General features: G+C 72.0%; 19 protein-coding genes. 10 read left to right on the top strand and 9 right to left on the bottom strand.

Annotation, left to right across the window (positions count from 1 at the left end; genetic code table 11):
• Positions 1-49: 49 nt before the first annotated feature.
• Both ACO07H_RS03885 and ACO07H_RS03880 read left to right on the top strand, forming a co-directional pair.
• A complete protein-coding gene (locus tag ACO07H_RS03885; protein WP_422011308.1) occupies positions 50-565 on the top strand; it encodes a GAF domain-containing protein in 516 nt (171 codons plus the stop codon).
• Positions 565-972 (top strand): hypothetical protein, encoded by a 408-nt coding sequence (locus tag ACO07H_RS03880; protein WP_422011306.1) that lies wholly within the window; start codon positions 565-567, stop codon positions 970-972. Before ACO07H_RS03885 ends, ACO07H_RS03880 begins: the two co-directional genes overlap by 1 nt.
• 13 nt (positions 973-985) lie before the next feature.
• Here the strand turns inward: ACO07H_RS03880 and ACO07H_RS03875 are convergent, their stop codons facing one another.
• A complete protein-coding gene (locus ACO07H_RS03875) occupies positions 986-1,651 on the bottom strand; it encodes a glutathione S-transferase family protein (RefSeq protein WP_422011304.1) in 666 nt (221 codons plus the stop codon).
• Positions 1,652-1,820: 169 nt separating this feature from the next.
• Between ACO07H_RS03875 and ACO07H_RS03870 the strand changes: the two genes are divergently transcribed.
• Positions 1,821-2,357, top strand: a complete 537-nt coding sequence (locus ACO07H_RS03870; protein ID WP_422011302.1) for a hypothetical protein — start codon at positions 1,821-1,823, stop codon at positions 2,355-2,357.
• 57 nt (positions 2,358-2,414) lie between these two features.
• On the opposite strand, the gene ACO07H_RS03865 is transcribed toward ACO07H_RS03870, so the two are convergent.
• Entirely contained in the window at positions 2,415-3,449 is a 1,035-nt protein-coding gene (locus ACO07H_RS03865; protein ID WP_422011300.1) for a GlxA family transcriptional regulator, read from the bottom strand.
• A 127-nt stretch (positions 3,450-3,576) separates the two neighbouring features.
• On the opposite strand from ACO07H_RS03865, the gene ACO07H_RS03860 reads away from it, so the two are divergent.
• The gene (locus ACO07H_RS03860; RefSeq protein ID WP_422011298.1) at positions 3,577-4,383 is read left to right on the top strand and encodes a sterol desaturase family protein; all 807 of its coding nucleotides are present in this window, start codon (positions 3,577-3,579) and stop codon (positions 4,381-4,383) included.
• A 45-nt stretch (positions 4,384-4,428) separates the two neighbouring features.
• Here the strand turns inward: ACO07H_RS03860 and ACO07H_RS03855 are convergent, their stop codons facing one another.
• From ACO07H_RS03855 to ACO07H_RS03840, 4 genes are all read right to left on the bottom strand, one after another.
• The gene (locus tag ACO07H_RS03855; RefSeq protein ID WP_422011296.1) at positions 4,429-5,706 is read right to left on the bottom strand and encodes an MFS transporter; all 1,278 of its coding nucleotides are present in this window, start codon (positions 5,704-5,706) and stop codon (positions 4,429-4,431) included.
• A complete protein-coding gene (locus tag ACO07H_RS03850) occupies positions 5,703-9,071 on the bottom strand; it encodes a S41 family peptidase (RefSeq protein WP_422011294.1) in 3,369 nt (1,122 codons plus the stop codon). Before ACO07H_RS03850 ends, ACO07H_RS03855 begins: the two co-directional genes overlap by 4 nt.
• A 97-nt stretch (positions 9,072-9,168) precedes the next feature.
• A complete protein-coding gene (locus ACO07H_RS03845; RefSeq protein ID WP_422011292.1) occupies positions 9,169-9,975 on the bottom strand; it encodes a carbon-nitrogen hydrolase family protein in 807 nt (268 codons plus the stop codon).
• On the bottom strand, positions 9,972-14,066 hold the full coding sequence (locus ACO07H_RS03840) for a YhdP family protein (RefSeq protein WP_422011290.1): 4,095 nt from the start codon (positions 14,064-14,066) through the stop codon (positions 9,972-9,974). Before ACO07H_RS03840 ends, ACO07H_RS03845 begins: the two co-directional genes overlap by 4 nt.
• A gap of 52 nt (positions 14,067-14,118) precedes the next feature.
• Here ACO07H_RS03840 and glnE point away from each other — a divergent pair, with 52 nt between their 5' ends.
• Genes glnE through ACO07H_RS03825 form a run of 3 tightly spaced genes read left to right on the top strand, consistent with a single transcriptional unit; the run spans position 14,119 to position 18,170 of the window.
• Positions 14,119-16,899, top strand: a complete 2,781-nt coding sequence (gene glnE, locus ACO07H_RS03835) for a bifunctional [glutamate--ammonia ligase]-adenylyl-L-tyrosine phosphorylase/[glutamate--ammonia-ligase] adenylyltransferase (protein WP_422011288.1) — start codon at positions 14,119-14,121, stop codon at positions 16,897-16,899.
• A gap of 55 nt (positions 16,900-16,954) precedes the next feature.
• Positions 16,955-17,548 carry a rhombosortase gene (gene rrtA, locus ACO07H_RS03830; RefSeq protein ID WP_422011286.1) on the top strand — a complete coding sequence of 198 codons (594 nt, stop codon included), beginning with the start codon at positions 16,955-16,957 and terminating at the stop codon, positions 17,546-17,548.
• Complete coding sequence (locus ACO07H_RS03825; protein WP_422011284.1) at positions 17,538-18,170, top strand: hypothetical protein; 633 nt, start codon at positions 17,538-17,540, stop codon at positions 18,168-18,170. The genes rrtA and ACO07H_RS03825 overlap by 11 nt, the downstream gene beginning before the upstream one ends.
• Before the next feature lie 9 nt (positions 18,171-18,179).
• Here the strand turns inward: ACO07H_RS03825 and ACO07H_RS03820 are convergent, their stop codons facing one another.
• Positions 18,180-19,337: an NAD(P)/FAD-dependent oxidoreductase gene (locus ACO07H_RS03820; RefSeq protein ID WP_422011282.1), complete on the bottom strand. Its 1,158-nt coding sequence runs from the start codon at positions 19,335-19,337 to the stop codon at positions 18,180-18,182.
• 18 nt (positions 19,338-19,355) lie between these two features.
• Here ACO07H_RS03820 and ACO07H_RS03815 point away from each other — a divergent pair, with 18 nt between their 5' ends.
• Together ACO07H_RS03815 and ACO07H_RS03810 are read left to right on the top strand one after the other, a co-directional pair.
• Positions 19,356-20,249, top strand: a complete 894-nt coding sequence (locus tag ACO07H_RS03815; protein WP_422011280.1) for a DMT family transporter — start codon at positions 19,356-19,358, stop codon at positions 20,247-20,249.
• Between the two features lie 67 nt (positions 20,250-20,316).
• The gene (locus ACO07H_RS03810; protein WP_422011278.1) at positions 20,317-20,985 is read left to right on the top strand and encodes a glutathione S-transferase; all 669 of its coding nucleotides are present in this window, start codon (positions 20,317-20,319) and stop codon (positions 20,983-20,985) included.
• Positions 20,986-21,048: 63 nt separating this feature from the next.
• Here ACO07H_RS03810 and ACO07H_RS03805 read toward each other — a convergent pair whose 3' ends face one another.
• Entirely contained in the window at positions 21,049-24,561 is a 3,513-nt protein-coding gene (locus ACO07H_RS03805; protein WP_422011276.1) for a hypothetical protein, read from the bottom strand.
• A 233-nt stretch (positions 24,562-24,794) separates the two neighbouring features.
• Between ACO07H_RS03805 and ACO07H_RS03800 the strand changes: the two genes are divergently transcribed.
• Positions 24,795-25,082 carry a hypothetical protein gene (locus tag ACO07H_RS03800; RefSeq protein WP_422011274.1) on the top strand — a complete coding sequence of 96 codons (288 nt, stop codon included), beginning with the start codon at positions 24,795-24,797 and terminating at the stop codon, positions 25,080-25,082.
• Here the strand turns inward: ACO07H_RS03800 and ACO07H_RS03795 are convergent.
• Positions 25,079-25,285, bottom strand: a complete 207-nt coding sequence (locus ACO07H_RS03795; protein ID WP_422011272.1) for a DUF3565 domain-containing protein — start codon at positions 25,283-25,285, stop codon at positions 25,079-25,081. The genes ACO07H_RS03800 and ACO07H_RS03795 overlap by 4 nt on opposite strands.
• Positions 25,286-25,288: the final 3 nt, after the last annotated feature.

Raw genomic sequence — 25,288 nt, 5'->3', positions numbered from 1 at the left:
GCAGCCGGCCGGCCCGCCCTAAACTGCGGCGCACCGTCTGGCCCTTTGTATGACGCCCGCCCCCATCCCCGCCGATGACGCCGCACGGCTGAGCGCGCTGCGCGAACTCCTCATCCTGGACACGCCGCCCGAGGAGCGCTTCGACCGCCTCGTCGAGTTCGCGGCCAGCGAGTTCGACATGCCCATCGCGTTGATCAGCCTGGTGGATGCGCAGCGCCAGTGGTTCAAGGCCCGCGTCGGGTTCGCCGCCTGCGAGACCTCGCGGGAGATTTCCTTCTGCGGCCATGCCATCCTGCAGCGCGACCTGTTCGAGGTGCTGGATGCGGCACTGGACCCGCGCTTCGCCGACAACCCGCTGGTCGTCGGCGCGCCCTTCGTGCGCTTCTACATCGGTGCGCCGCTGGCGCTGCCGGGCGGCGCGACGGTGGGCACGCTGTGCCTCATCGACACCCGGTCGCGCCAGTTCGACGCGATGGACCGGGCCGTCCTGGGCACGCTGCGCGACCTGGTGGTGGCGGAGCTGGTCGGCCAGGGCGAAGGCCAGCGCGAAAGAGAGGGCGCCTGATGCCGGTGGCCAAGCCCGCCGGCCGCCTGCTGCTGCTGGAGCCGCACTTCGTCATGCGGCGCACGGTGTCGACGATGGCGCGCGACATGGGCCTGGCGGACGTGCAGGAGGCCACCAGCGCCGCCATGGCCGGCAAGCTGCTGGCCGAGCGCCGCTTCGACGCGCTGCTGATCGCGCTGGACGACGAGGGCGAGTCCCTGCGCCTGCTGGAGCGGCTGCGCGCGGGCGACGCCTCGCAGCCGGCCGACCTGCCGGTGGCGGCGACGGCCATGGCCTGCGACGTGGAGCTGGCCATGAAGCTCAAGCAGCTCGACGTCTGCCGGCTGCTGCTCAAGCCCTTCAAGGTGCGCGGCATGCTGGAGGTCATCTCCGCGCTGGGCGCGCCCGCGCCGCTGCCGTCGGCCTGAGTCGGTCCGCCAGTCAGTCCGCCAGGAAGCGCGCCGGCAGTGCGTCGCGCAGCGGGTAGTAGGCGAAGAACGGACGCGCCTCGCGGATGACGCGCTGCACCGAGGGCCGCGCCATCAGCCGCTCGAAGTAGGCGGCCAGTCGCTCGTGGCCGGCCGGGATGGGCTCGATGGTGCTCGCGTAGAACAGCGACGGCGCGGCCGCGCAGTCGGCCATCGTGAAGTGCTCGCCCGCCGCCCAGGTGCGCTTGCCCAGCCGGCCGTCGATCAGGCCGTAGGCCATCGCCAGCGTGGCGCGCGAGGCGGCTTGCGCCGCGGCGTCGCGCTGCTCCGCGGGCCGGCGCTGCTGGGCGATGAAGCCCTGCATCGGCGTCATCACGTACTGGTCGAACACGCGGTCCCACAGCCGCACGCCGAGTTGTTCTTCGGCATCGGCCGGCAGCAGGCGGTGGTGCGGCCGGTCCAGGTACTCGATCTGGATGGACGTTTCCGGCAGCACGCGCTCGCCGTCCTGCAGCAGCGGGATCTTGGCCGTGGGCCACAACGCGACGAAGGCGGCGCGCTCGGCCGCATCGCCCAGGTTCACCAGCCGGGCCTCGAACGGCCGGCCGCTTTCGTACAGCGCGATCAGCGTCTTCCAGCAGCAGGAGGACAGCGGGTGGTAGTGCAGGGTCAGGCTCATGGCGGGCGGTGGTGTGGGTGCAGGGGTGAAGCATAGGAAGTTTGCGCACCGAAAGGCCACAGGGCTGCGGTTGGCGGGCAAAAGCGTGCCGTTTCGCGCGATCGGCGCGGGCCGCTCGGCCTAGCATCGGTGTCCCATGTTGCGCCTTGCCCCGCTCCCGACCGCTGCCATGCTGGCCTTGTTCGCGCTGGCGCTGGCCGGCTGCGGCTCGCCCAGCCAGCCGCTGCCCATGGCCGTCACGCCGGCGAGCGCGCTGCAGATCCGCGGCTGGGTGCCCGATGCGTTCAAGGCGCAGACGGGCGTGGCGGCCGTGAAGGGCGGCCAGCAGACCAACCGCTGGTGGGGCTCCAAGGTCAGCGCCGTCGCGCTGCAGCAGGCGCTGGAGGAATCGCTCTACGCCGTCGGCATGCGGCCACCCGCGCCGCAGCCGGCGCCGCGCTTCGAGCTGCAGGCCGAGCTGGTGCAGCTCGACCAGCCGCTGATCCCCGCCATCGGCGTGGCCGTGGGCGTGGCGGTGCGCTACACGCTGGTCGACCAACTCGACGGCGGCCGCATCGTCTACCAGCGCCGCATCGCCAACAACGAGGCGGCCGGCCTCACCGAGGCCGTGCTGTCGCCGTCGGAGCGGCTGCGCATCGCCAACGAGCGTGCGTTGCGCGCCAACATCGACCTGCTGCTGCGCGACCTGGTGACGCTCAGGCCGTGAGGGGCTGGCCTGCAGCCTCCTGGTCGTTCGCTTGTAGATCTTGAACGCGGGCTTGCCTCAAGGCCCTGCCTCGGCGCCGGCCGGCTGGCCGAGGACGCTGGAGAACTTGCGGCGGTAGGCCGCCGGGGTCAGGCCGACCTCGCGCTTGAACAGGCGGCGGAAGAAGGTCGGGTCCTCGTAGCCGACCTGGCAGGCCACCTCGTCGAGACCGCCGCCCTCCCGCTCGATGATCCGCTTGGCCTTCTCGATCCGGAGCGCGTGCACATAGTCCATCGGCAGGTAGCCGGTCGCGGCGCGGAACCTGCGCGTGAACGTGCGCCGATTGAGGCCGGCATGCCGAGCCATGGCCTCCACCGGATTGACCTGGGCCACGCGCTCGGCGATCCAGGCCTGGGCGCGCTGGACCGCCTGGTCGTCCCCCTGCAGCCGCAGCCCCATGTCGGCAAAGGGCAACTGGCCGTCTTCGTGGCCGGACAGCAGGTAGACCTTGGCCGTCTGCAGCGCGTGCGCCGGCCCGCAGTAGCGGCTGATCAAGCGCAGCGCCAGCTCCTGCCAGGCGGTGACGCCGCCCGCCGTGACCACGCCGTCGGCCTCGCTGTCCAGACGCAGGATCGAGTCGGCGCAGTAGTTCACCTTCGGGTACTCGCGGCGGAACAGGTCGCGGTAGGCCCAGTGCCCGGCGCATTGGCGCCCATCGAGCAAACCCGCCTCGGCCAGCACCAGCGACCCCGAGCAGACCGACGCGATCAGCCCGCCCTGTGCGTGCACGTGCCGCAACCAGGCGATCTCCGGCCCGTACCGCCCGCGCGGCGCCGTGTCGATCGGCGTGTACATGTCGCACACGATGACCGCGTCCACGTCCACGATGTCGCCGATCGCGGCATGAGGCTCGATCAGGATGCCACCGAAGCAGCGAAAGGGCTGCCGGCCGGCCGCCACGATCTGCACGTCGAGCAGCGGTTCGCCGATCTCGCGGCCCGTCATGTCGGGATACACCGTGCCGACGGAAACGAGCACGTCGTACAGGCCGAACAGCACGGAGGGCGTCGTTTCCGGCGCGGCGAGCAGAGCAATCTTCGGCGGGGTGGACATGGTCGTGAGGCCCTCTCGCACGAGTGTCACATTTGACCCGGTCTTGTGCCAATCGGCTCTTCGCAGCGGTGCCACGCCCGGATAAGGTTCACAGCGACCCGGCCTTGCCGGCAAAGGAAACCTCACGATGGACGCTGTCGAACTCGCCTTTCTGCTGTTCACGCCGGTGCTCTACCTGGCCATGCTGGCCGTCGAGTCCCTGGCACCCGGGCGACGCTTTCCGCCGCGTGCCGGCTGGCAATGGGTAGGCATCGCCTTCCTGCTGCTGTCCATGGGCATCGGCAACGCGCTGCCGCTGTTTCTGCCGCTCGAATGGATGGCCGAGCACCGCTGGCTCGACGGCACGCGCCTGGGCGTGGCGGCCGGCACGGTCGTCGGCTTCATCGTGCTCGAAGCGGCCGTCTATGCCTGGCACCGCGCCGCCCACACCTTCGGCCCGATGTGGCGGACCTTCCATCAGATCCACCACAGCCCGCAGCGCGTCGACATCCCCAGCGCCTTGCTGTTCCATCCGCTTGAGACGGCGGCCTACACGCTGATTCCGCTCTTTGTGACGGTGATCGTGCTGGGGCTGGATCCCATGGCGGCGGCGCTAGCCGGTTGCCTCTTCACCTTCTATGCCCTCTTCCAGCACTGGAACATCCGCACGCCCCGATGGCTGGGCTACTTCATCCAGCGCCCCGAGTCGCACTGCGTCCACCACCGCGCAGGCGTGCACACCTACAACTTTGCCGACCTGCCCTTGTGGGACATCGTCTTCGGCACCTTCCGCAACCCGGAGAAGTTCATGGGGCAGTGCGGCTTCGAGGACGGCCGTGATCGGCCACTGGTGGCGATGCTCGCCTTTGCAGACGTCAACGCCGACCTGTACGGGCCCGGCAGCCGGGGTGTGCGCAACACGGGAGCGGGCGCCGCGGCGCCCGCCGACCACTGAACGCCGGCCGCACCGCCCACGGGCCGCGCCCCGTCGCGCCACCCGTCAGGCCCTGACCGCCTTCTCGTGCCGCGCCCGGCCGGCTACCCACCACAGCAGCAGCGCGAACACGCAGCCCGCCAGGCTGGTGAGGCCGAAGAACTCCATCATCGGCGCGTAGCCGCCCGGGTTGGCGGCGCTGGCGCCGGCGCGGTCGTTGAGCCAGCCGGCCACGAGGTTGGCGCCGCTGATGCCGGCGTTCTGCACCACCCACATCAGGCCGATGGCCGTGCCGAAGCGGTTCGGCGCGACGAGGCGGCTGGTCAGCGGCCACATGACGGCCGGCACCAGCGAGTAGCTGATGCCGATCAGCGCGGTGGCCACCCACAGGCTCGCGGACGTGAGCGCCAGCACGCCCAGCGCCACCGGCAGCAGCAGCGCGCCGAAGGCCAGGAAGGGCGCGTAGCGGCCCACGCGGTCGCACATCCAGCCGAAGGCCGGTGTGGCGAACACGGCGGCGAGGAACACGTAGCTGTTCATCTCGCCGGCCATGGCCAGGTCCAGCCCGTGCACGTGCTGGAAGTACTTGATGGAGAAGGTGCTGCGGAACGCCAGGATCACCGAGTACCACAGCACGCACAGCGCCAGCAGGTACCAGTAGGCGGTGCCGAAGTGCAGCAGGTCGCGCCAGACGAACTTTTCCGCCTGCTTGTGGCCGGTGGGCAGCAGCCCGGCGCGGCGCGGGCCGCGGTCCACCCACCAGTAGGCGAGCGACGCCGCGAAGGCCGTCGCGGCGATGACGGCGGCAATGGTCAGCGGCGGCTGCCAGCCTGCGGCGTAGGCCTTGGAGAACCAGGTCGGCGACATGTCCGCGCCGTAGGAGCCCAGGCGGCCGATGGCCAGCTCCGCGCCCATCGCCAGCGCCAGGCCTCGGCCGCCGAAGTAGTCGGCCACGGCGGCGAGTGTGGCGATGTTGAAGGTCTCGGCGCCGATGCCGAACAGCAGCCGGCCGGCGGCCATGCCGGCGAAGTCCGGGCTGAAGGCCGTCAGCGCCGCGCCCAACGCGCAGATGCCCGCCGTCACCAGCGTCATGCGCGCCGCGCCGAAGCGGTCCACCAGCACGCCACCCACGAGGATGAGCACGACGTTGGGCAGGCTGTAGATGGCGTTCAGCAGTGCGATCTGCGAGTCCGAGAAGCCGCGCTGCTGCTGCAGCAGGTCGGCCACCGGGCCGATGGAGTCGTAGACGTAGTAGTTGCCGAACAGCGCGATGGCCACCAGCACGCCGACGATCCAGGCCACCGCGCGGCCGGGTTGCTGCGCAGGCAGAGCGGCCGTGCTCATTTGCCGAGCAACGACTTCACCGCCGCTTCGAGTTGTTGGTCTTCACCTGCATCGAGCTTCTTCTTGTCGTTGGCCACGACCACGTCCGGCGTGACCAGCGCGCGCTCCATGTAGTCGCCGTTCTGCGCGCGAAAGCCCACCTGCGGGATGCCGAAGGTCGTCGCGCCGTCCTGCATCGTCTCCCACCAGACGGCCGTGCCGGTGCCGGCCACCGGCATGCCGATCAGCTTGCCGATGCCCAGGTGCTTGTAGGTCCACGGGAACAGGTGCGCGTCGGAGTAGTTGCTCTCGCTGACCAGCACGGCCGACGGCTTGATCCACTTGCCGACGGGCTCCCAGCCCAGGCTCTGGCCGCGCGGCATGAACTCCAGGTACTGCTTGCCGGACAGCAGCGTGGCCAGCTCGTCGTGCAGGTTGCCGCCGCCGTTGAAGCGGGTGTCCACGATCAGCGCCTCCTTGCCGCTGGCGCGGCCCAACGCGTCGGAGAAGGTCTGGCGGTAGCTCGGGTCGCTCATGCCGCGCACGTGGACGTAACCCAGGCGCCCGCCGGAGAGCTTGTCCACCAACGCGCGCTCCTGGCGCACCCAGCGCTTGTAGAGCAGCTCGCGCTCGGCGCCGATGCCGATGGCGCGCAGCGTCTGGTCGAAGCGCTGGCCGCTGGTCGGGTCCAGCACGCCCAGCGTCACCGGCTTGCCGGCCTTCAGGTTGAGCAGCGAGTCGAACTCGGCGCCGGCCGCGATGGCCTCGCCGTCGATGGACTCGATGACCATGCCGGCCTTCACGCGGCTGGTCGCCAGGTCGAGCGGACCGCCGGCGATGACCTCGGCCACCTTGGCGCCCGCGCCCTGGTAGGCCTGGTCGTAGAACAGGCCCAGCGACGCGGTGCTGTCGCCGCGCGGTGCGGGGCGGTAGCTGCCGCCAGTGTGGGACACGTTCAGCTCGCCGAGCATCTCGCTGAGCAGCTCGGCGAAGTCCGCACCATCGGCGACGAACGGGAGCTGGCGCTCGTAGACCTTGCGGTAGCCGGCCCAGTCCACCCCGCCCATGTCGCTGACGTAGAGCTTCTCCTGCGTCTGGCGCCAGACATGGTCGAACATCTGCGCGCGCTCGGCGGCGTGGTCGATGCGCAGCTCGGCCGTGAAGCGCACGCCCTCGGTCTTCACGTCGCCCTTGCCGTCGTCGCCGGGCACCTTGAACTTCTGCACGCGGCCGCCGGTCATCACGAAGCCGGTCGTGCCCTTGCTGTCCAGCGTCAGGCCGACCGCGTCGCCGCGGCCGGCCGGCAGGCTGGCCACGCGGCGGCTCTCCTTGTCGCGCAGGCGGGCCTGCCACAGCTCGTAGCCATCGGCGCCCTTGACGACATAGAACAGCTGCTCGCCGTCCGGCGTCATCGCGTAGTCCTTGATGTCGCCCGACACCGTCGTCACGCGCGCGGTACGGTCCTCGATGCCGTCCAGCTCGACCACGACGGGCTTGGCCGGCTTCTCGGCCTTCTTGTCGTCCCTTTTCTCGTCCTTCTTGGCGTCCGTCTTGGCGTCGGCGTCCCTGGCCTTGTCGGCCGGCTTCTTCGCATCGTCCGTCTTGTCGTCGTCGCCCTTCTTGTCCTTCTTCTCGTCGTCCTCGCGCTTCTTCAGCTGGGCGTACTCCGCCTTGTCGAGCTGGTGGCGGTCGAACGCGGCGCGGGTCAGGAACATCGCGTAGACGTCGTAGTCGCCGCGCGCGCCGCCGCCGTTGCCGTGCAGCGCCTGGCGGTCGGTCGTCCAGATCAGCATCTGGCCGCCGCGCGCGAACATGGGCCGCATGTCCTCGTAGCCGCTGTGGGTCAGGTTGACCAGCTTGCCGCTGCCATCGGCCGGCACGGTGCCGACCTCGTTGCTCCAGCGGTTGCGGTCGATGAACTGCACGGCCAGGCTCTTGCCGTCGGGCGCCCAATCGAACCACTGGTCGCCGTCCTCGTACGAGTAGCTCCAGTCGGCCGACAGCACCTGGCGCGTCTTGCCCGAGGCGATGTTCAGCACGTGCAGGGCCGCGCGGTCCTGCAGGTAGGCGACCTCCTTGCCGTCCGGCGAGTAGCGCGGCTGGAAGTTCTGGTGCGCGTCCTTCAGCAGCACCTTCGTCGTCACGCGCGGCGCGTTGAAGAAGCTGGGCACGGCCTTCTTGTCGCCGGCGATGGCCGCCTCGCACAGGCTCCACTGGCCGTTCAGCTCGCAGGCGTACAGCAGCTTGCGGCCGTCGGGGCTGAAGCTGACGGAGCGCTTCTGCCCCGGGCCGTCGGTGATGCGGCGCGTGTTGCCGAACTCGGTGGAGGTGACGAACACCTGGCCGCGCACGATGACGGCCACTTCGCTGCCGTCCGGGCTGTTGGCCATGTCGGTGGCGCCTTCGGTCAGCTTCAGGTTCTCCACGCGCGGCACCAGTGCATCGGTGGACACGCTGACGGCCAGCTTCTGCGGCGTGGCGGTGTCGCCGGCCATCGTGTACAGCTCGCCGTCGTAGCCGAAGCTGATGACGCCGTTGGCCGCCACCGACAGGAAGCGCACCGGGTTCTTCGTGAAATTGGTGATCTGGCGCGTCGCCTCGGGCTGGCCCACCGGCATCTTCCAGACGTTGAACGAACCGCTCTTCTCGCTGAGGTAGTAGATGGACTGCTCGTCGGCCGACCACACCGGGTTGCGGTTCTCGCCGCCGGTGCGGGTCAGCTTGGTGTGCTGGCCGGTCCTGGCGTCCCACAGCCAGATGTCGCGCGCCACCGGCGAGATGTGGTGCTTGCGCTGGGCGCTCTCGTAGCCCTTCCAGTCTTCGTAGACGAGCTGCGTGCCGGCCTTGTTGTAGCGGCCGGCCAGCGCCGGCTGGCTGAAGACCTGCTCGGGGCGGCGGCCGCCGGCGATGCCCACCTGGTACAGCTCGCTCAACGCGGGCGACGGGAAGGCCATGCTGGTGCGCACGTCCTGGCGCTGCGCCGAGAACAGCACCGATTTGCCGTCCGGCGTGAAGCCGATGGGCGTCTCGGGGGCCGAGTGCGTCGTCAGCCGGCGCGAGGCACCGCCCGCGGCCGAGATCAGGAACACGTCGTTGTTGCCGTACACGTCCGCCGCGTAGGCCAGCAGCCGGCCGTCGGGCGACCACACAGGCGCCGACACATGGTGGCCGTTGGACACCAGCAGCCGCGCCGCGCCGCCCGCGGCGGGCATCAGGTACAGGTTGCCCTGGAAGGTGAACGCGATCTGCGCGCCGTCGGGCGAGATGGCGGACTGGCGCAGCCACAGCGGCTGGGTCACCGGGCCGAGCGGGTCGGCGGGCTGCGCCTGGACCGGGGAAAAGGCCAACGACAGCGCCAGCGCGGCGCCTGCAAGCTTGAAGTTCATGACGTGCAGGGGGTGTAGGAAAGCCGGCGAGTCTACGAGCCGCACCCGGCGGCGCGGAAAGTCATCGCGGCGGCTTAACGCCCCAGCAACGTCGGGCTCAAAACCGGCGGTGCGCCAGCGCCGGCAACTGCTGGCGCACCTGCGCGAGCCGCGCCGGGTCCACCTCGGCCATCACGACACCCTCGCCCTCGGGCAGCACGCCCAGCACCTCGCCCCAGGGGTCGACGAGCATGCTGTGGCCCCAGGTGCGGCGGCCGTTCTCGTGCTTGCCGCCCTGGGCCGGCGCGATGACGTAGCACTGGTTCTCCACCGCGCGGGCGCGCAGCAGCAGCTCCCAGTGCGCCTGGCCCGTCGTGTACGTGAATGCAGCCGGCACGGCGATCAGCTCGCAGGGGTTGTACGACCGGTACAGCTCCGGGAAGCGCAGGTCGTAGCAGACCGACAGGCCCACTCGCAAACGTCCGGGCACCCCGCCCGCATCGAACACCGTGGGCGCGCTGCCGGCCTCCAGCACACGCGCCTCGTCGTAGGCCTCGCGGCCGTTGTCGAAGGCGAACAGGTGGATCTTGTCGTAGCGCGCCACGACCTCGCCCATGGGCGAGAACACCAGCGTCGTGTTGCGCACGCGGTCGGCCGTGTCCGCCTTGATCGGCAGCGTGCCGCCGATGACCCACAGCTTGAGCTCCCGCGCCGCGCGCGACAGCATGGCCTGGATGGGGCCGTCGCCGGGGGTCTCGGCGAACGCGAGCTTGTCGGTGTCGTGGTGGCCCATCAGGCAGAAGTACTCGGGCAGCGCGGCGAGCTGCGCGCCCTGGGCCGCGGCCGATTCGAGCAGCCGGCGGGCGACGAGGAGGTTGGCGCCGAGGTCGGGCTCGGACACCATCTGGCAGGCAGCGATCTTCATGGGGGCGATGCTAGCGGCGCGCTGGCCGCCTTGGCCGGCGCCGGGTTCTCCACCTTCTCCACCTTGGGGTCGTTCCAGGTGCCGCTGATCTGGAACTCGCGCGTGCTGGCGGCGGCCATGGGCCGGCTCAGGATCATCTGCGCGAGGAAGGCGCCCAGCGCCACGGCCGGGTTGATGGCCGCGTAGGCCAGCGACGCGCCGCCGGCCGACACCTCGGGCACGACGACCACGCGCAGCGCCTGCGTCTCGGCCGCGAGGTCGGTGCTGCCGTCCACCAGCACGGTGGCCTGCAGGCCGCGGATGCGGATGTTGTCGCTGCGCGCCACGCCGGCGGCGATCTTCACGTCGCCGGTCACGCCGTCGAAGGTGAAGCCCTCGGCGAACACGTCGCGAAAGTCCAGCAGCAGCCGGCGCGGCAGCGACTGCAGGCTCAGGATGCCCAGCAGCCGGCCCACGCCGGGCTCGGCCTTCAGGAAGGTGCCGGTGTCCAGCTGCACGTTCAGCGCGCCGGCCATGGTCGGGTAGTGCGGCGCCAGCGGCGAGCCGTCCCAGCCGATCTGGCCGGCGAGCTGGCCCTTGCCGCCGCGCAGGATGGGCGCGTCCTTCTGGCCCTGACCGAGGCGCTCCAGCAGCTTGCCGCCATCGGCGATGTCCAGCGTCCAGTCGAGCTGCGTGCGGCGCCGGCCCGACAGGTCGCCCTTCACGGCGCCCCACTGGCCGGTCGCGATCAGCGTCGCTTCGGGCGCCTTGATCTGCAGCTTCTCCAGCTTCCAGTCGCGCGAGCCGGCCGGCGCCTGGGCCTGCACCTCCAGCCGGCCGAAGCGCCTGCCGCGCAGCTCGAAGTCGTCCACCTCGATGTCCAGGGACGGCAGCGGGCTGCCGTTGGCTGCGGGCTTGGCGGGGTCCATCAGGTCGCTGAACGAATCGGCCTCCGAGCGCGGCAGCGACAGCCGCGTGAGCCGCGCGTGCACCGCGCCGACCTGGCCTGCGCGCACGCCGCGCAGCTCGATGCGGCCGGCCAGTTGCTCGGCATCGAGGTTGAGCCGCCACGTCGTGCCCTCGCGCGAGACCTGCGCGTTGATGCGGCCGAGGGGGCGGCCGGCCACCTTCAGCGCCTGGCTGCGCAGCACGATCTGGCTGGGCAGCATGCCGGCCGCGTCGCCGTCGTCGGCCGCCCCGCCGCCACCCGCAGCGCCAGCCGAGCCGGTCAGCGCACCCAGGCGCTGCTGCCAGGCGTCCAGGTCCAGCGACGCGACATTGACCTGCAGCAGCACGCCGCTGGCCGGCAGCGCGGGCAGCTTGTCCTGCACGGCCAGCACGCCGCGCAGCACCTGCGAGCCGCCCGCGCCGGACACGTCGCGCTGCAACTGCGCCTGCAGCAGCGGCGAGCCCGGCGTGCCCACCTCCAGCCGCATCTCGTCGCGGCCGGCGGCGGTGGGCGTCATCAGCAGGCGCAGCGGCAGCGTCGCGTCGGCCTCCTTGCGCGCGGGCGCCGGCAGGTCGATGGCCAGGCCTTGCAGGCTGCTGGACACGCTGAGTTCGCTCTGGCCGTCCTTCGTGACGGCGAGCTGGAAGCGGTAGGCCGCCTGGCCGCTGGCCGCCTGCGCCAGCCGCGCGACGGCGCCCAGCTCGGTCGCGTGGCGCAGGCCGTCGGCGGTGGCCTGCCCCTGCACGGCGAAGCGCATGCCGCCGGCCGGCAGGCTGCCGCCCTCCAGGGCCGCTTCGCCGCCCAGCAGCCGCGCGGTCATGCCGGCGAGCTGCAGGCCCTTGTGGTCGAAGTCGATACGGCCGCGCGCGGCGGCCAGCGGCGGCAGCTCGGGGCGCAGCTTCAGGTCCACGCCGCCGAGCTGCAGCTGGCCCTTCAGCGTCGTCTGCGTGGTGTCCTCCAGCGGCAGGCTGAGGCCCAGCTTCAGCCCCACCGGGCCTTGCGCCGTGGCGGTGCTCAGCGCATGCCCCAGCCAGTCGTCCAGCGGCGAGCTGCGCACGAAGCGCAGCAGGTCCGTGCCGGCGCCGCGGCCGTTGCCGTCCAGCACCAGCGTGCGGCCGTGCTGGAAGTCCTTGATGCCGCCGTTCACGCCGCTCAGCTCGTAGCCCAGCACCTTGGCATGCGCGTCCTTGATCTGCATGCCGGCGCGCTCGAACACCAGCTCGGCCTGCACGCCCTCCATCGCCGGCCAGTTGGTGCCCGTGGCGCTGGGCGGCACGTAGGCCAGCAGCACGCCCTGCGCCTGCGTGGCGACGCGGAACACGCCGGTGGCGCGCGGCTGGTCGAACGGGAAGTCGTGCAGCTCGCCCTTGATGCGCACGCTGGTGCTGCGCGCCTCGCCGGCCAGCAGCGCGCCCGCCAGGTAGCTGCGCGTGGCCGGCAGGCTCAGCGGGATGTAGCGGGCCACGCGCGTGGCATCCACGCGCGGCACCTTGCCGGTCAGGTCCAGGAAGCCCGGCGTGGTGGCGCCGGCGGCGCGTTTCCACAGCACGTCGAATTCGCCGCTCAGGTCGGGCGTCTGCAACTGCAGGTCGCGCAGCCGCAGCTCCACCTCGCCCGGCGTCTTGCCATGGGGCTGCGGCAGCTTCCAGCTCAGCTGCGTGGCCAGCCGCGTGATGGGCAGCACCGGGTCTTCGAACAGCCCCGGCAGCTCGACCTCGCCGTCGTGCACCGCCAGCTTCGCCTCGCCGCCGTGTTCGTTGGCGTCGATCTGCAGGCTGGCGCCGCGCACGCCGGGGCGGCCCAGGTGGCCGTCCGGCACGCCAGGCTGCGGGGCCAGCGCCAGGCCGTCCAGCTCGGCCTTGATGCGGTAGCTCTTCGGCGCATCCAGCGTGCCCTGCCACTGGCCGGTCAGCGCGGTCAGCACGCCGCGCGGCGCCAGCTCGCCCAGCAGCGCGTGGGCGCGCTCGCCCAGCGGCAGGCGCTGCGCGATCTGCGCCATCAGCGCGAAGTCCAGCCGCTGCGCGTTGACCTCGCCGCCCAGCACCGTTTCTTCACCGGCGGCACTCCGGCCGAACTGCAGCGTCACGCCCCAGTCCGAACGCGGCCACACCACGCCGTCGCCGCTGGCGAAGCCCAGCTGCCGGGCCTGCAGGCTCAGGGCGCCCTTGTCGCGGGCCAGCTCCAGCCGGCCCTGGATGTGGTCCAGGTCCAGCTCGGGCGCGTCGTCCAGCAGCTTCAGCCGCACGGCGCGCAGCGCCAGGTCCAGCGTGGCGGCGGTGGGCTGGCCGTCCTTGATGTCGGCCCAGGCGCGCACCGCGCCGTCGCCCTCGCTGAGCTGGAAGGGCAGGTCGACATGGCGGCGCAGCTGGCTCAGGTCGGCCTGCGGCAGCTCGGCGAAGAGCTGGCCGCTCCAGTGCTGCAGCTCGCCGGGGCGTTTCAGCAGGCTCTGCACGAAGCGCCCGCGCAGCGTGAAGCGCTGGCCCCAGTCGGCCGGCGGCGTGGCGTCCAGGCGCAGGTTGTGGCGGCGCAGGCCGTTGCGCATGACGAAGTTCAGGTCCGACAGCTCCAGCGGCCGCGCGTCGGGGCGCTTCTCGTCGATCCAGCGCACGCGGCCGTGCACGATGGCCAGCTCGGGCTGGCTGAACAGCCAGTCCAGCCCGGCCTCGGTGGTGCCGGTGTCGGCCTGGCCGGCCGCGTCCAGCCCCAGCCCGGCGATGAAGATGCGGCCCTGCGCGTCGCGGCGGATGATGAGCTCCGGCGTGTCGACCAGCAATTGCGAAAAGCGCGGCTCCAGCACGAGCAGCGACTGCGCCGACAGCACGGCCGTCACGCGCGGCAGGCGCAGCGCGGGCTGGCCGGCGGCGTCCAGCACGCGCACGTCGCCCAGCGCCATGCGCGGCATCCAGCCGCCCGATTCCACCGTCAGGCTGCCGATGCGCAGCTCTACCCCCAAAGCCTTTGAGGCTTCCTTTTCAAGCCAGGGCCGCCATTCATTGGCGTGCGGGAGAATGGCCCAGTGCAACACGACCCAAGCCACCGCCGCGAGGCCCCACAGCAGCGCGAGCAGCAGCAGCGCCCAGCGCAAAGCGCGCCAGCACAGGCGCAAGGGCCAGCCGGCGGCGCGGGAGCAATTGTGGAGGGCGGCCGAGAAGAAGTCAGACACGTTGTCTTGGGGCACATGGGGAACCGGCCGGCAGGCAATCTAGCACAGGGTCATGAGCGCACTGTTTCCCGTCTTTGCTGAGCACAGCCGCTATGTGCAGCGCGTGCGCCGCCGCTATGCGGCCGAGCTGCCGCTGCTGCCGCCCGGGCTGCCGGACGGCGCCGTCATCGGCGCGCTGATCGACCGCCTTTCGCCGTCGCGCACGCTGGCCAGCGCCTTGCGCGTGGCCCGCCACCTGGTGCTGGAGCGGCTGGCGGTGCTGGACATCGAGCAGGGCGCGCCGGTCGAAGACATCACGCGGGCGATGACGCACCTGGCCGAGGTCACGCTGGACCGTGCCCTCACCGCCGCCCGCGCCGAGCTGGATGCCATCCACGGCGAGCCGCGCAACGCGGATGGCGGCGACATCGCGTTCTGGGTGCTGGGCATGGGCAAGCTCGGCGCGCGCGAGCTGAACGTGTCCTCCGACATCGACCTCATCTACGTCTACGAGGACGACGGCGCCACGCAGGGCGCCAGGCCGGTCACGGCGCACGAGTACTTCTCGTCGGTCGCCAAGCGGTTGTACGCGCTGATCGGCGACGTGACCGACGATGGCCAGGTGTTCCGTGTCGACCTGGCGCTGCGCCCCAACGGCAAGAGCGGCCCGCCGGTCGTCAGCCTGGCGATGCTGGAGGAGTACTTCCTCGTGCAGGGCCGCGAGTGGGAACGCTTCGCATGGCTGAAGAGCCGCGTCGTCGCGCCGCTGGCCGGCATGGGCGCACCCGGCGACGCGCGCACGCTGCAGCTGCGCCACCTCGTCACGCCTTTTGTGTACCGCCGCTATCTGGACTACGGTGTCTTCGAGGGCCTGCGCCAGCTGCACGGCAAGATCCGCAGCGAGGCCAAGGCCCGCGCCGCCGGCCGGCCCGAACGGGCCAACGACGTGAAGCTGTCGCGCGGCGGCATCCGCGAGATCGAGTTCATCGTGCAGCTGCTGCAGGTGGTGCGCGGCGGCCAGTTTCCCGAGATCCGCACGCGCTCCACCGTCAAGGCGCTGGCCCAGCTCGCGGCCGGCGGGCTGATGAAGGCCGAGACGGCGCAGGCGCTGACCGAGGCCTACGTCTTCCTGCGCCGCGTGGAGCACCGCATCCAGTTCCTGGACGACCAGCAGACCCACTGCCTGCCGCAGGCCGACGCCGACCTGGTGTGGATCGCCGCGTCGCTGGGCATGCGCTGCCGCGCCGACGCCGCCAGCGGCCCGGCGGCCGACCCCGACTGCCCTTATTCCGGCACGCAGGGCGAGATGGCCTGTGCGCTGTTCCACCAGCTCGGCGAGGTGCGGGAGCTGGTGGCCACCGAGTTCGACGCGCTGCTGCACGAAGGCGGCAAACCGCCCGGCGCCTGCAAGGGCGGGCAGTGCGGCGGGCCCAAGCCGGCCGTGGACGGCGAGGATTTCCTGGCCGCGCTGCCCGCGCCGCTGGCGACGGCCGTGCGCGCGCTGGCCGAGAGCCCGCGCGTGCAAGGCCTGCGCGAGGAGTCGCGCCAGCGCCTGGCCAAGCTGTTCCAGCGCGCGGCGCAGGCCGTCGCGGCCGAGGAGTGCTCGCTGGACGCCGCGCTGCGCTTCGTCGACTGGGTCGGCCCGCTGTTGCGCCGCGAAAGCTACCTGGCGCTGCTGGTGGAGCGCCCGGCCGTGCAGCAGCGGCTGCTGCGCCTGCTGGGCCTGGCGCGCTGGCCCATGCGCTACCTGATGCAGCATCCCGGCGTCATCGACGAGCTGGCCGACCCGCTGCTGCTGACGGCCCGCTTCGACCGCGACGCCTTCCTGGCCGACCTCGTCGAACGCGAGCAGGGCTGGGCGCGCAGCGGTGAGGCCGACGAGGAAGCGCTGCTGGACACGCTGCGCCGTGCTCACCACGCCGAGGTGTTCCGCACGCTGGTGCGCGACGTGGAGGGCTCCATCAGCGTCGAGCAGGTGGCCGACGACCTGTCGCTGCTGGCCGACGCGGTGCTGCAGATCACGCTGCAGTGGGCCTGGGCGCGCTTCAAGCCCGCCCACCGCGAGACGCCGCGACTGGCCGTCATCGCCTACGGCAAGCTGGGCGGCAAGGAACTGGGCTACGGCGGCGACCTGGACGTGGTGTTCGTCTTCGACGACGACGACGAGAACGCAACCGAGATTTACGGCGCCTTCGTGCGCCGCCTCATCACCTGGCTGACGCTGCGCACGGCGGCCGGCGAACTGTTCGACATCGACACGGCGCTGCGGCCCAACGGCAACTCGGGGCTGTTGGTCACGTCGCTGGCGCACTTCGAGGCCTACCAGACCGGCCGCGGCAGCAACACCGCCTGGACCTGGGAGCACCAGGCCATCACGCGGGCGCGCTTCTGCGCGGGCGACGCCGACCTGGCCGAGCGCTGCGAAGGCGTGCGCCGCCAGGTGATGACGGCGCCGCGCGATGCCGAAGCGCTGAAGCGCGAGGTGCAGGCCATGCGCGACAAGGTGCGCGCGGCGCGGCCGGTGAAGGCCGGCCTGTTCGACGTGAAGCACAGCCCGGGCGGCATGATGGACGCGGAGTTCGCGCTGCAATACCTGGTGCTGGCCCATTCGGCCGCGCACCCCGGGCTGCAGGACAACCTCGGCAACATCGCGCTGCTGCAACGCGCCGAGGCCGCCGGGTTGCTGCCGGCCGGCGTGGGCGTGGGCGCGGCGAATGCCTACCGCGAGTTGCGCCGGGTGCAGCACAGGGCGAGGCTGGATGAGCAGTCGACGGCGTTGGATGCTGAAGCGGCCTTGTCGTTGCAGCCGCATCGTGATGCGGTGATGGCGTTGTGGCGCGCTGTGTTTGGTTAGTGGCCAGGCCCGGCCGGAATTTGCCTTCGGCGAAATCCCGGCACGGGACCCGCCAATGACGCATCGCTGGAACTGGGTCGCACTCTGCGCCGCATTCGCTGTGCTATCCCTGGCTGCCTGGCCATTCCACAGAGAAGCGCTCGACTGGCAGCCCGCCCTCGCCGCGACACAACCCTGGCGCGCCGTCACCGCCGCCTTCGTCCACTGGACACCCACCCACCTCGCCGCCAACCTCGCCGGCTGCGCCGTCCTCGCCCTGCTGGGCTGGCGTGCCGCCCTCGGCAAGCGTGAAACCCTCGCCGGCCTCATCGCCCTGCCGCTGACGCAGGCCGGCCTGCTGCTGCGCCCCGACCTGCGGCACTACGCCGGCCTGTCCGGGGCGCTGCATGCGCTGGTGGCCATTGCCGCGCTCACGCTGCTGGCGCGGGGCGGGCGCGAGCGCCTGGTCGGCGCGGGCATCGCGCTGGGCCTGGTCGCCAAGCTGGCGCTGGAGGCGCCGCTGGGCCCCGCACTGCGCACCACGCCCGGCTTCGACTTCCCCGTGGCGCCTTTCGCCCACTTCAGCGGCGCGCTGGCCGGCGCCATCGCCTGGGGACTGACAATGCGCCATTCCAAGAACACACCGAAGAGGCCCTCGCATGGGACGTGAAGCCAGTTGCACCGCCCGCGTGGGCACCGAGACCGCCGAGGTCACCGCCCTGCTCGAATCGACCACCGTCGTGCTGCGCGGCGACCTCAAGCGACGCTGGGACATCGCCGCGCTGCAGAACCTGCGCCTGGCCGGCGAGGAACTGCTGTTCGACGCAGGCGACGAAGCCGTCGCGCTGGTGCTGGGCGAGAAGGAAGCCGGCCGCTGGCTGAAGAAGCTGCAGACGCCGCCGCCCACGCTGGCGGCCAAGCTGGGCGTCAGCGCCGAGAACCCGGCGCTGCTGATCGGCCCCACGCAGGGCGCGCTGGACCCCGCGCTGGCCGAGGCGCTCACGGGCGGCATCACGACCAACATGCGCGAGGCCCGCATGCTGGTGGCCGTGCTGAGCAACCCGTCCGAACTGCCGCGCATGGCGGAGTTCCACGCCGACATGATCTGCAAGACCGTCTGGGTCGTGCATCCCAAGGGCCCGGACGCGTCGCCCTCGGACGCCGAAGTGCGCACCGCGATGCGCGGCTGGGGCTATGTCGACAACAAGACCAGCGCGGTGTCGGAGACGCTGACGGCCACGCGCTACGTGCTCACCGCACCGCCGGCCAAGAAGCGCGTGCGCAACCGCTGACGGCGCGGCTCAGATCACATTCGCTTCCCGCAGCGGCCGGCCATCCCGCAGCCGCTGCGGCGTCAGCGCCTCGATCAGCGGTGCATCCCGCCCGGCGATCAGCCGCGCCATCGACCAGCCCACCGCGGGCGACTGCTGCATGCCATGGCCCGAGAAGCCGCAGGCCGTGAAGGCATTGGCCCAGCCGGGCAGGCGGCCGGCGAGGCCGTTGTGGTCGAAGGTGTTCATCTCGTAATAGCCGGCCCAGGCCGAGCGCACGCGCAGCGCCTCCAGTGCCGGCACGCGGGCGGCCAGTGTGGGCCATAGCCAGGCGTCGAACAGGCCGTGGTCGATGTCATCCAGCGGCAGGTCGTCGGCGTCGTCGCCGCGCGGCGGGCCGCCGGCCAGGATCAAGGACCCCTCGGTGCGGAACCAGGCGCCGCCGGGGTCGATGACCAGCGGGCAGTCGGGCAGCGCGGCGGGCGTTGCCAGCACGAACACGTCGCGCTTCCTGGCGCGCACGGGCAGCGCGACGCCCAGCGCATCGCCCAGCGGCGCGCTCCAGGCACCGGTCGCGATGACGAAGGCCTCGCCGCCGATGCGCGAGCCGTCCGTGCAGCGCACCGCGGCGATGTGGTCACCCGCCGTGTCGAAACCCACCGCCTCGGCCGCGATGAAGCGTGCGCCGCAGGCGATGGCCTTGCGCCGGAAGGCGCGGTGCAGCGCCGGGCCGTCGAACCAGCCTTCGCCGCTCAGCCCCAGCGACCCCAGCGCGAGGTCGTCCACCGCCAGCCACGGGAAGCGGGCCGCCAGCGCGGCCGGCGACAGCAGCGCCACGTCCACGCCCTCGGCGACCTGCACCGCGTGCGCGTCGCGCAGCGCCGGCTCGCCGGCCGCCGTGGCGAGGTAGAGGTAGCCGGGCTCGACCAGGCCGAGGGACGGCCGGTCGTCCGCCACCGCCAGCTCATCCGCCGCGCGGCGCAGGAAGCCGAGGCTCCAGCGCGACAGCGCCATGTTCACCGGCTGCGAGAACTGCTGGCGGATGGAGCTCAGCGACAGCGAACTGGACGCCCGCGCGTACGACGGATCGCGCTCGACGATGGTCACGGCCGCACCGAAGTCGCGGGCCAGGAAGAAGGCGGTGGCGGCGCCCATCACGCCGCCGCCGATCACGGTGACTTCAAACATGCTGGCAGCATACGCAGCATGACCGCCCAGACCCGCCACGCCCACCTCGACTCCCGCGCCATCGCCGTGCTGCTGACCTGCTGCTTCCTGTGGGGGCTGACGCAGGTGGCGGCGAAGGCGGCACTGACCGAAATCTCGCCGATGTGGCAGGCGGGCCTGCGCTCGCTGGTGGGCGGGCTGCTGGTGTGGGCGTGGTCGGTGTGGCGCCGCGTGCCGCTGTTCGAGCGCGACGGCAGCCTGTGGGGCGGCCTGCTGGCCGGGCTGCTGTTCGCGGGCGAGTTCGGCTGCATCTTCGTCGGGCTGCAGTACACCAGCGCATCGCGCATGGTGGTCTTCATGTATCTCGCGCCCTTCATCGTCGCGCTGGGCATGCCGTGGATCTCCCACACCGAGCGGCTGTCGGCGCGCCAGTGGGGCGGCCTGGTGCTGGCGTTCGCGGCGCTGGTGTTCGCGTTCGCGGAAGGCTTCTCGGCGCCGGGCGGGCCGCAGCAGCTGTGGGGCGACACGCTGGCCGTGGCGGCGGCCGTGCTGTGGGGCGGCACCACGCTGGCGATCCGCGCGACGCGCCTTGCTGCCGCCCCGGTGGAAAAGACGCTGCTGTACCAGCTCGCCGTGTCGGCCGTGGCGCTGTGCGCCGTCGCCCTGGCGATGCACGACCCGCTGCCGCTGCACTGGTCGCCGCGGCTGCTGGCGCTGTTCGGCTTCCAGGCCGTCATCGTGTCGTTCGCCAGCTACCTGGCGTGGTTCTGGCTGATCCGCCACTACGCGGCCACCAAGCTGTCGGTGTTCACGCTGAGCACGCCGCTGTTCACGCTGCTGGCCGGCGCGCTGCTGCTGGGCGAGACCATCACGCCGCGCCTGGTCATCGCGCTGGCCGGGCTGGCCGCAGGCATCGTGCTGGTGAACCGCTGATGTCGCGCCCGCGCCAGAAGGGCGCCGCACCGCTGCATAGACTGCGCGCTTCTTCGAGGAGACAAACATGATCACGCTGTGCGGCATCCCGCTGTCCAACTACTACAACAAGGCCAAGCTGGCGCTGCTGGAGAAGGGCATCCCCTTCACCGAGGAGCGCGTCGAGACGCACAGCCACGACGAAGCCGTGCTGAGCTGCACGCCGCTGGGCAAGGTGCCGTTCATCAGGACGCCGCAGGGCGCGCTGTGCGAGAGCCAGGTCATCGTCGACTACCTCGAAGCCGCCTACCCGGACACGCCGCGCCTGATCCCGGCCGACCCTTATCAAGCCGCCAAGGTGCGCGAGCTCATCGCCTACGTCGACCTGCACCTGGAGCTGGTGGCGCGCGAGCTCTATCCCGAGGCCTTCTTCGGCGGCCAGGTCAGCGACGGCACCAAGAAGCGCGTGGCGCGCCTGCTGCCCGAGAACATCGCCGCCTTCAAGCGGCTGGCGAAGTTCGGCCCCTACCTGGCCGGCGACACGTTCACGATGGCCGACTGCGCCGGCTGGGTCAGCCTGCCGCTGGTGGCGATGGCCACCAAGGCCATCTACGGCGAAGACCTGCTCGCCGCGGGCGGCGTGGACTGGAAGCCCTACGCCAAGCTGGTCGGCGAGCGCCCGCATGCCGTGCGGGTCGTGGCCGACCGCAAGGCGGACCAGGACCGCTCCCTGGCCGCCAACCGCGCCAAAGTTTGAAGCCCATCGCCCAAGGTGTACCTTGGCCGGCCTTGCAGACCGCGCTGCGGCCTGCGTTGTCAGTTATGTGGCCAGCGCCACCACCGTCGGCGAGCCCGTCGTGCGCATGACGCCGGCGTCCAGCACCGCCGCGATGACGCCCAGCATGACGCCCATGCCCATGCCGTAGCCCGAGCAGGCGTGCGGCGGTGCGCCGGCCGGGTCGGCGCGGTCGCCGCCGAAGGCGGTGTGGTGGCGCAGCGGGTCCTGCTGCGTGGCAGAGCCCAGGCCCACGACAAGGGTCTGGCCCGCCGCCACGTCCACGTGGCCGAGGCGGTGCGCCTCGGTCGCGCGGCGCCAGATCTGGAACGGCGTGGGCCGCAGGTTCATCGTCGCGACCAGCGTGGGACGCAGCCGCGCGACGGCCTCGGCGTAGCGCTGCGCGTCGGTGGCCGCGGCCGGCACCTCGTGCCAGCCGGGCTGCAGCTCCCAGAGCTTGCGCGTCTGCACCCAGCCGGCCAGCACGGTCAGCAGGTTGCCGTGCGTCGTCGGCGGGAAGCCCAGCATGACGCCGGCCAGCGTGCGCGCGGGCAGGTCGGCCGGCGCGCCAGGCACGGCCGCCGCCGCGGCCAGGATGGCGCGCGTCAGCGGCGGCAGCTGCGCGGCGGGCGCCTGCGCCAGCCAGCGGGCGATGCCGTCGAGGAAGCGCACGCCGGCTTCGCGGCCGGCCTGGCTGGCCGCGGCGCTGGGATGCGGGCCGAACACGTGGCGCGACACGCGGAACAGGTCGCGCGGGCAGCGCGGCGCCTCCGGCACGCTGGCCGGGTGCAGCTCCGTGCCCCAGACGGCCACGCCGTCGGGCTGGCCGAACCAGAGCTGGCACAGCCGGGCCATCACGCCTTCGCTCAGGCGCTCCAGATCCAGCGGCGTGTCGGCCGGGATGCCCTGCGGGCGCTGGCCGGGCGGGAAGGCGGCGAGCAGCCCCTGCGCCTCGGCCTTGAGCTGGGCCAGGCCGCCCGCGGCCACCATGTAGGCCGCGGTGAAGGCCTGGGCTTCGGTGACGCTTTCCAGCGCGGCGTTGACGGCGGGCGCCTGCTCGGCGTGGCCGTTGTCGTCGTCCAGGCCCAGGAAGCCCACGCCGATGGAGTCGTGCATGCGCTCGCCGTAGCCGCGCACCGAGTAGCGCGCCGGCCGGTTGCGCAGCACGTCGCAGACGCGTTCGGCCGCGCCGACGAGCACGCCGTAGGCCGTCTCCACCACGCCGCCGGGCTGGGCGCGCACCCAGGCCCAGGCGGCGTCGCGGGTGTTGGTGTCTTCCAGCCACTGCTGCCAGGCGGCGAAGTCCTGCGGGTCCGGCGCGCGCGCCGGCACGGGCGTGGGGGCCGGCAGCGGCAGGGGCAGCTCGGCCAGCGCCGGCAAGGCCCGCAGCGCGGAGACGGCCGGCACGAAGAAGTAGGCGCCCCACTGCAGCGTGACGAAGGGCTCGGTGCCCAGGTCGATCTCGTGGGCCTTGCCGGCGTGCTCGAACGGGTAGATGCGCGGGCCCGGGCTGGCATCGGCCACGCCCACGACACCGAGGAAGGGGTCGCTCTGCGCGGAGTAGCCGCCGCTGGCGTTGGCGCCGGCCATCCAGCGCTGCACCACCTCGAACTGCTCGGCCAGGTGGGCGTTGTAGGCCATGAAGATCAGGCCGCGGTCGTCCTTGTCGCTGGGGTGCAGGCGGTCGGGCGGCGGGCCGTAGCTCATGCCGCGGCGCAGGATGCGCGGCATGCGCGCGGTGAGCGCCGAGTCGGGCGCCTTGTCGCGCGGGTTGGCGCGGCGGATGTGGGCGTGGAACGGGCACAGCGAGCCGCGCTTGTCGTGCTCGTAGTCGAAGTCGTTGACGGCGGTCTCGTCCGCCAGCGGCTTGCCGTCGAGCCGGCGGCCCATCAGCTTGGCCATCAGCAGCTCGGGCGGCAGCTGCAGGCGGCGGGCCTCGCGGCCGATGCGGTCGTGCAGGCGGCCGCCGTACTGGCGCAGCTTGCGCACGGCCAGGAAGCTGCCGCGGTCCAGCAGCGCGTCGGGCTGTTCGGGCACCGGCCAGCCCTTGTCGCGCAGCGTCTGGAAGCCCTGCAGGATCTCGCCGTGGGGCACCTGGTCGTCCCACTTGGTGTAGGGCGCCGCGTCCGGCCGCGGCTGGCTGATGCCGTCGGCGAAGCCGAAGTTCTCCTTGTCGCCCGAGTTGCTGCGCATGGGCTCGACGGCCATCAGCGACAGGCCCGTGCCCTCGGTCAGCGCGCGGCCGGCGGCGGCGATGCGGGCCTGGTCTTCGGCGGTCAGCGCCTCGCCGGGCGCGGGGTTGTGGAAGCGGACCTGCACCAGCAGGTGGGCGCCCGCGGGGTCGAAGCGGTCGCGGCCGTTCACGTGGGCGCTGAGCGCCCAGTGCGCCGGGTGGTTGTGCCGCACGTCGCCCAGCAGGCCGGCGCGGGCGGCCATGCCTTCCTTGAAGGCCTGCGGGAAGCGGGACAGGCGCGACTCGGGGATGCCCAGCGCCTTCAGCCCGGCCAGGCTCAGCGCCACCTGGCGCCAGAGGCCGTCGGCACCGGCCGGCTGGCCTTCGGCCTGCACCGGCACGGTCGACAGCCAGGCCAGCGCACGCGCGGGCTGCTCGATGCGAAGCAGCAGCAGCGCACCGCGGTTGGTGGGCAGCCGGCTGAGCATGCCGGCCTGCACCTCGGCGGGTTTCCATTCGAGCTGGCGCACCTGGGGTGCCGGCTGCGGCAGCGGCGTCTCGAACCAGCTCAGCATTTCGTGATGGCGGCGGCGCAGCAGCTCGCCCGGCGAGCCGCCGGGGCCGACCGGGAACTGCTGGCGGGTGTCCAGCTCGCGCAGCTCGAAGAGCACGTCGTGCGCGGCGCGCAGCAGGCAGGCGCCGTCCGGCGCGCCCGCGCGGAAGTAGCGCTGCAGCGTGAACAGGCCCGCCAGCGGCACGAGGCCGCGCGCGGCCATCGCGAAGCGCTCGGCGGGGTCGGTCGGCAGCGGCGTCACCTGGCCCGAGGACGGCGCGCGCAGCCGGCTGGCCTTGAGCTCGTCGGGCCTGCCGCGCTGCGCGGCCTCCAGCCGGGCGAGGTACTCGGCGTCGCCCACCGTGCGGCCGGATTCGATGAACAGGAAATCCGCCGAGATCTCGTGCTCGCGCACCCAGCGCGCATAGGTCTCGAAGCTGCAGTTGCACGAGAGCTGGTAGCCCTCGGTGTGGCACAGCATCAGGTCCAGCGTGGAGCCGAGCTGGTCCCAGATGACGCGCATGTAGGGCTCCCAGCCGCCGTCGAAGTTGACGTTCAGCAGCAGCCTGTCCGGCGCGCCATCCTTGCCCTCCACGATGGTCCAGCGGAAGGAGTGCACGATGCGCCAGCGGGCGACGACGTCGGTGTAGGGCGAGGCCGGCGACGTGGACTCGCGCGAGCCCAGCCGCAGGCCGTTGAGCGTGCGCAGCACCTTGCGCAGGCGGTCGACGTGGGTGACGACCTCCAGCGCGTCCACGAAACCGGGCTTGATGTCCGCCAGCAGCACCAGGTCGGTGATGCCGCCGAGTTGAACGTCGTTGCCGCGCGCCATGTGGTTCTCCCGTCGCCCTTGAAAGGATGGCGAGTATCTCGGCCTGCCGTGACCCGCGGGACCGGGCGCTCCCTCATTTTGACGAGGCGGCGCGACGCAAACGGCGCCGCGGCGGCCGCGGCTTGTCCACGCCAACCGCAATTGGGCCCAGAAAACAAGCAACCTATCGCAAACCCTAGGACTTGGTGGCGCCTCCCGACCAGACTTCAGTCCATCAACACGGGAGAACAGCCATGAACCGCATCAGCACCACCCGCACCCGCACCCGCCTGCAAGCCCTCAGCGCCGCGCTGCTCGTCGGCCTGATCGCGCTGACCGGTGCCTCCTGGATGACGCTGGTGACGCCGGCCGAGACGTCGGAGGTGCTGCAGTTCGAACGTGTCGTCATCAGCGGCAAGAACACGGCGGACGCGACCGAGACCATCGCCCAGCTGCCGCGCGTCGTCGTCGTGGGCCGCCGCGACCCCGCGGCCGACGGCGCCCAGGTCGCCAGCGCCTGCGTGGCCCCGGCCGCCTGCTAAGACCGGTCCGGCGGCGCGCCCTGCTCGCACTTGCGGCAGGCCAGCCGCTGGCCCAGCGCGCTGGCCCTACCCTCGGGCGTCTGCGTCCAGGGCCGGTTCTGCCAGGGCGGATCGTGCCGCGTGTGCTGGTGGTGGCCGCAGGCCAGCTCCGCCACCCAGTGGCCCTCGTCATCGAGATGAAAACCCGTGATGGGTTGCAGCACCGG

This window comes from Roseateles sp., from assembly GCF_965229315.1.
Taxonomy (GTDB): Bacteria; Pseudomonadota; Gammaproteobacteria; order Burkholderiales; family Burkholderiaceae_C; genus Pelomonas.
The sequence above is the reverse complement of the archived record's forward strand: the minus strand, read 5'-3'. Positions and strand labels throughout refer to the sequence as shown.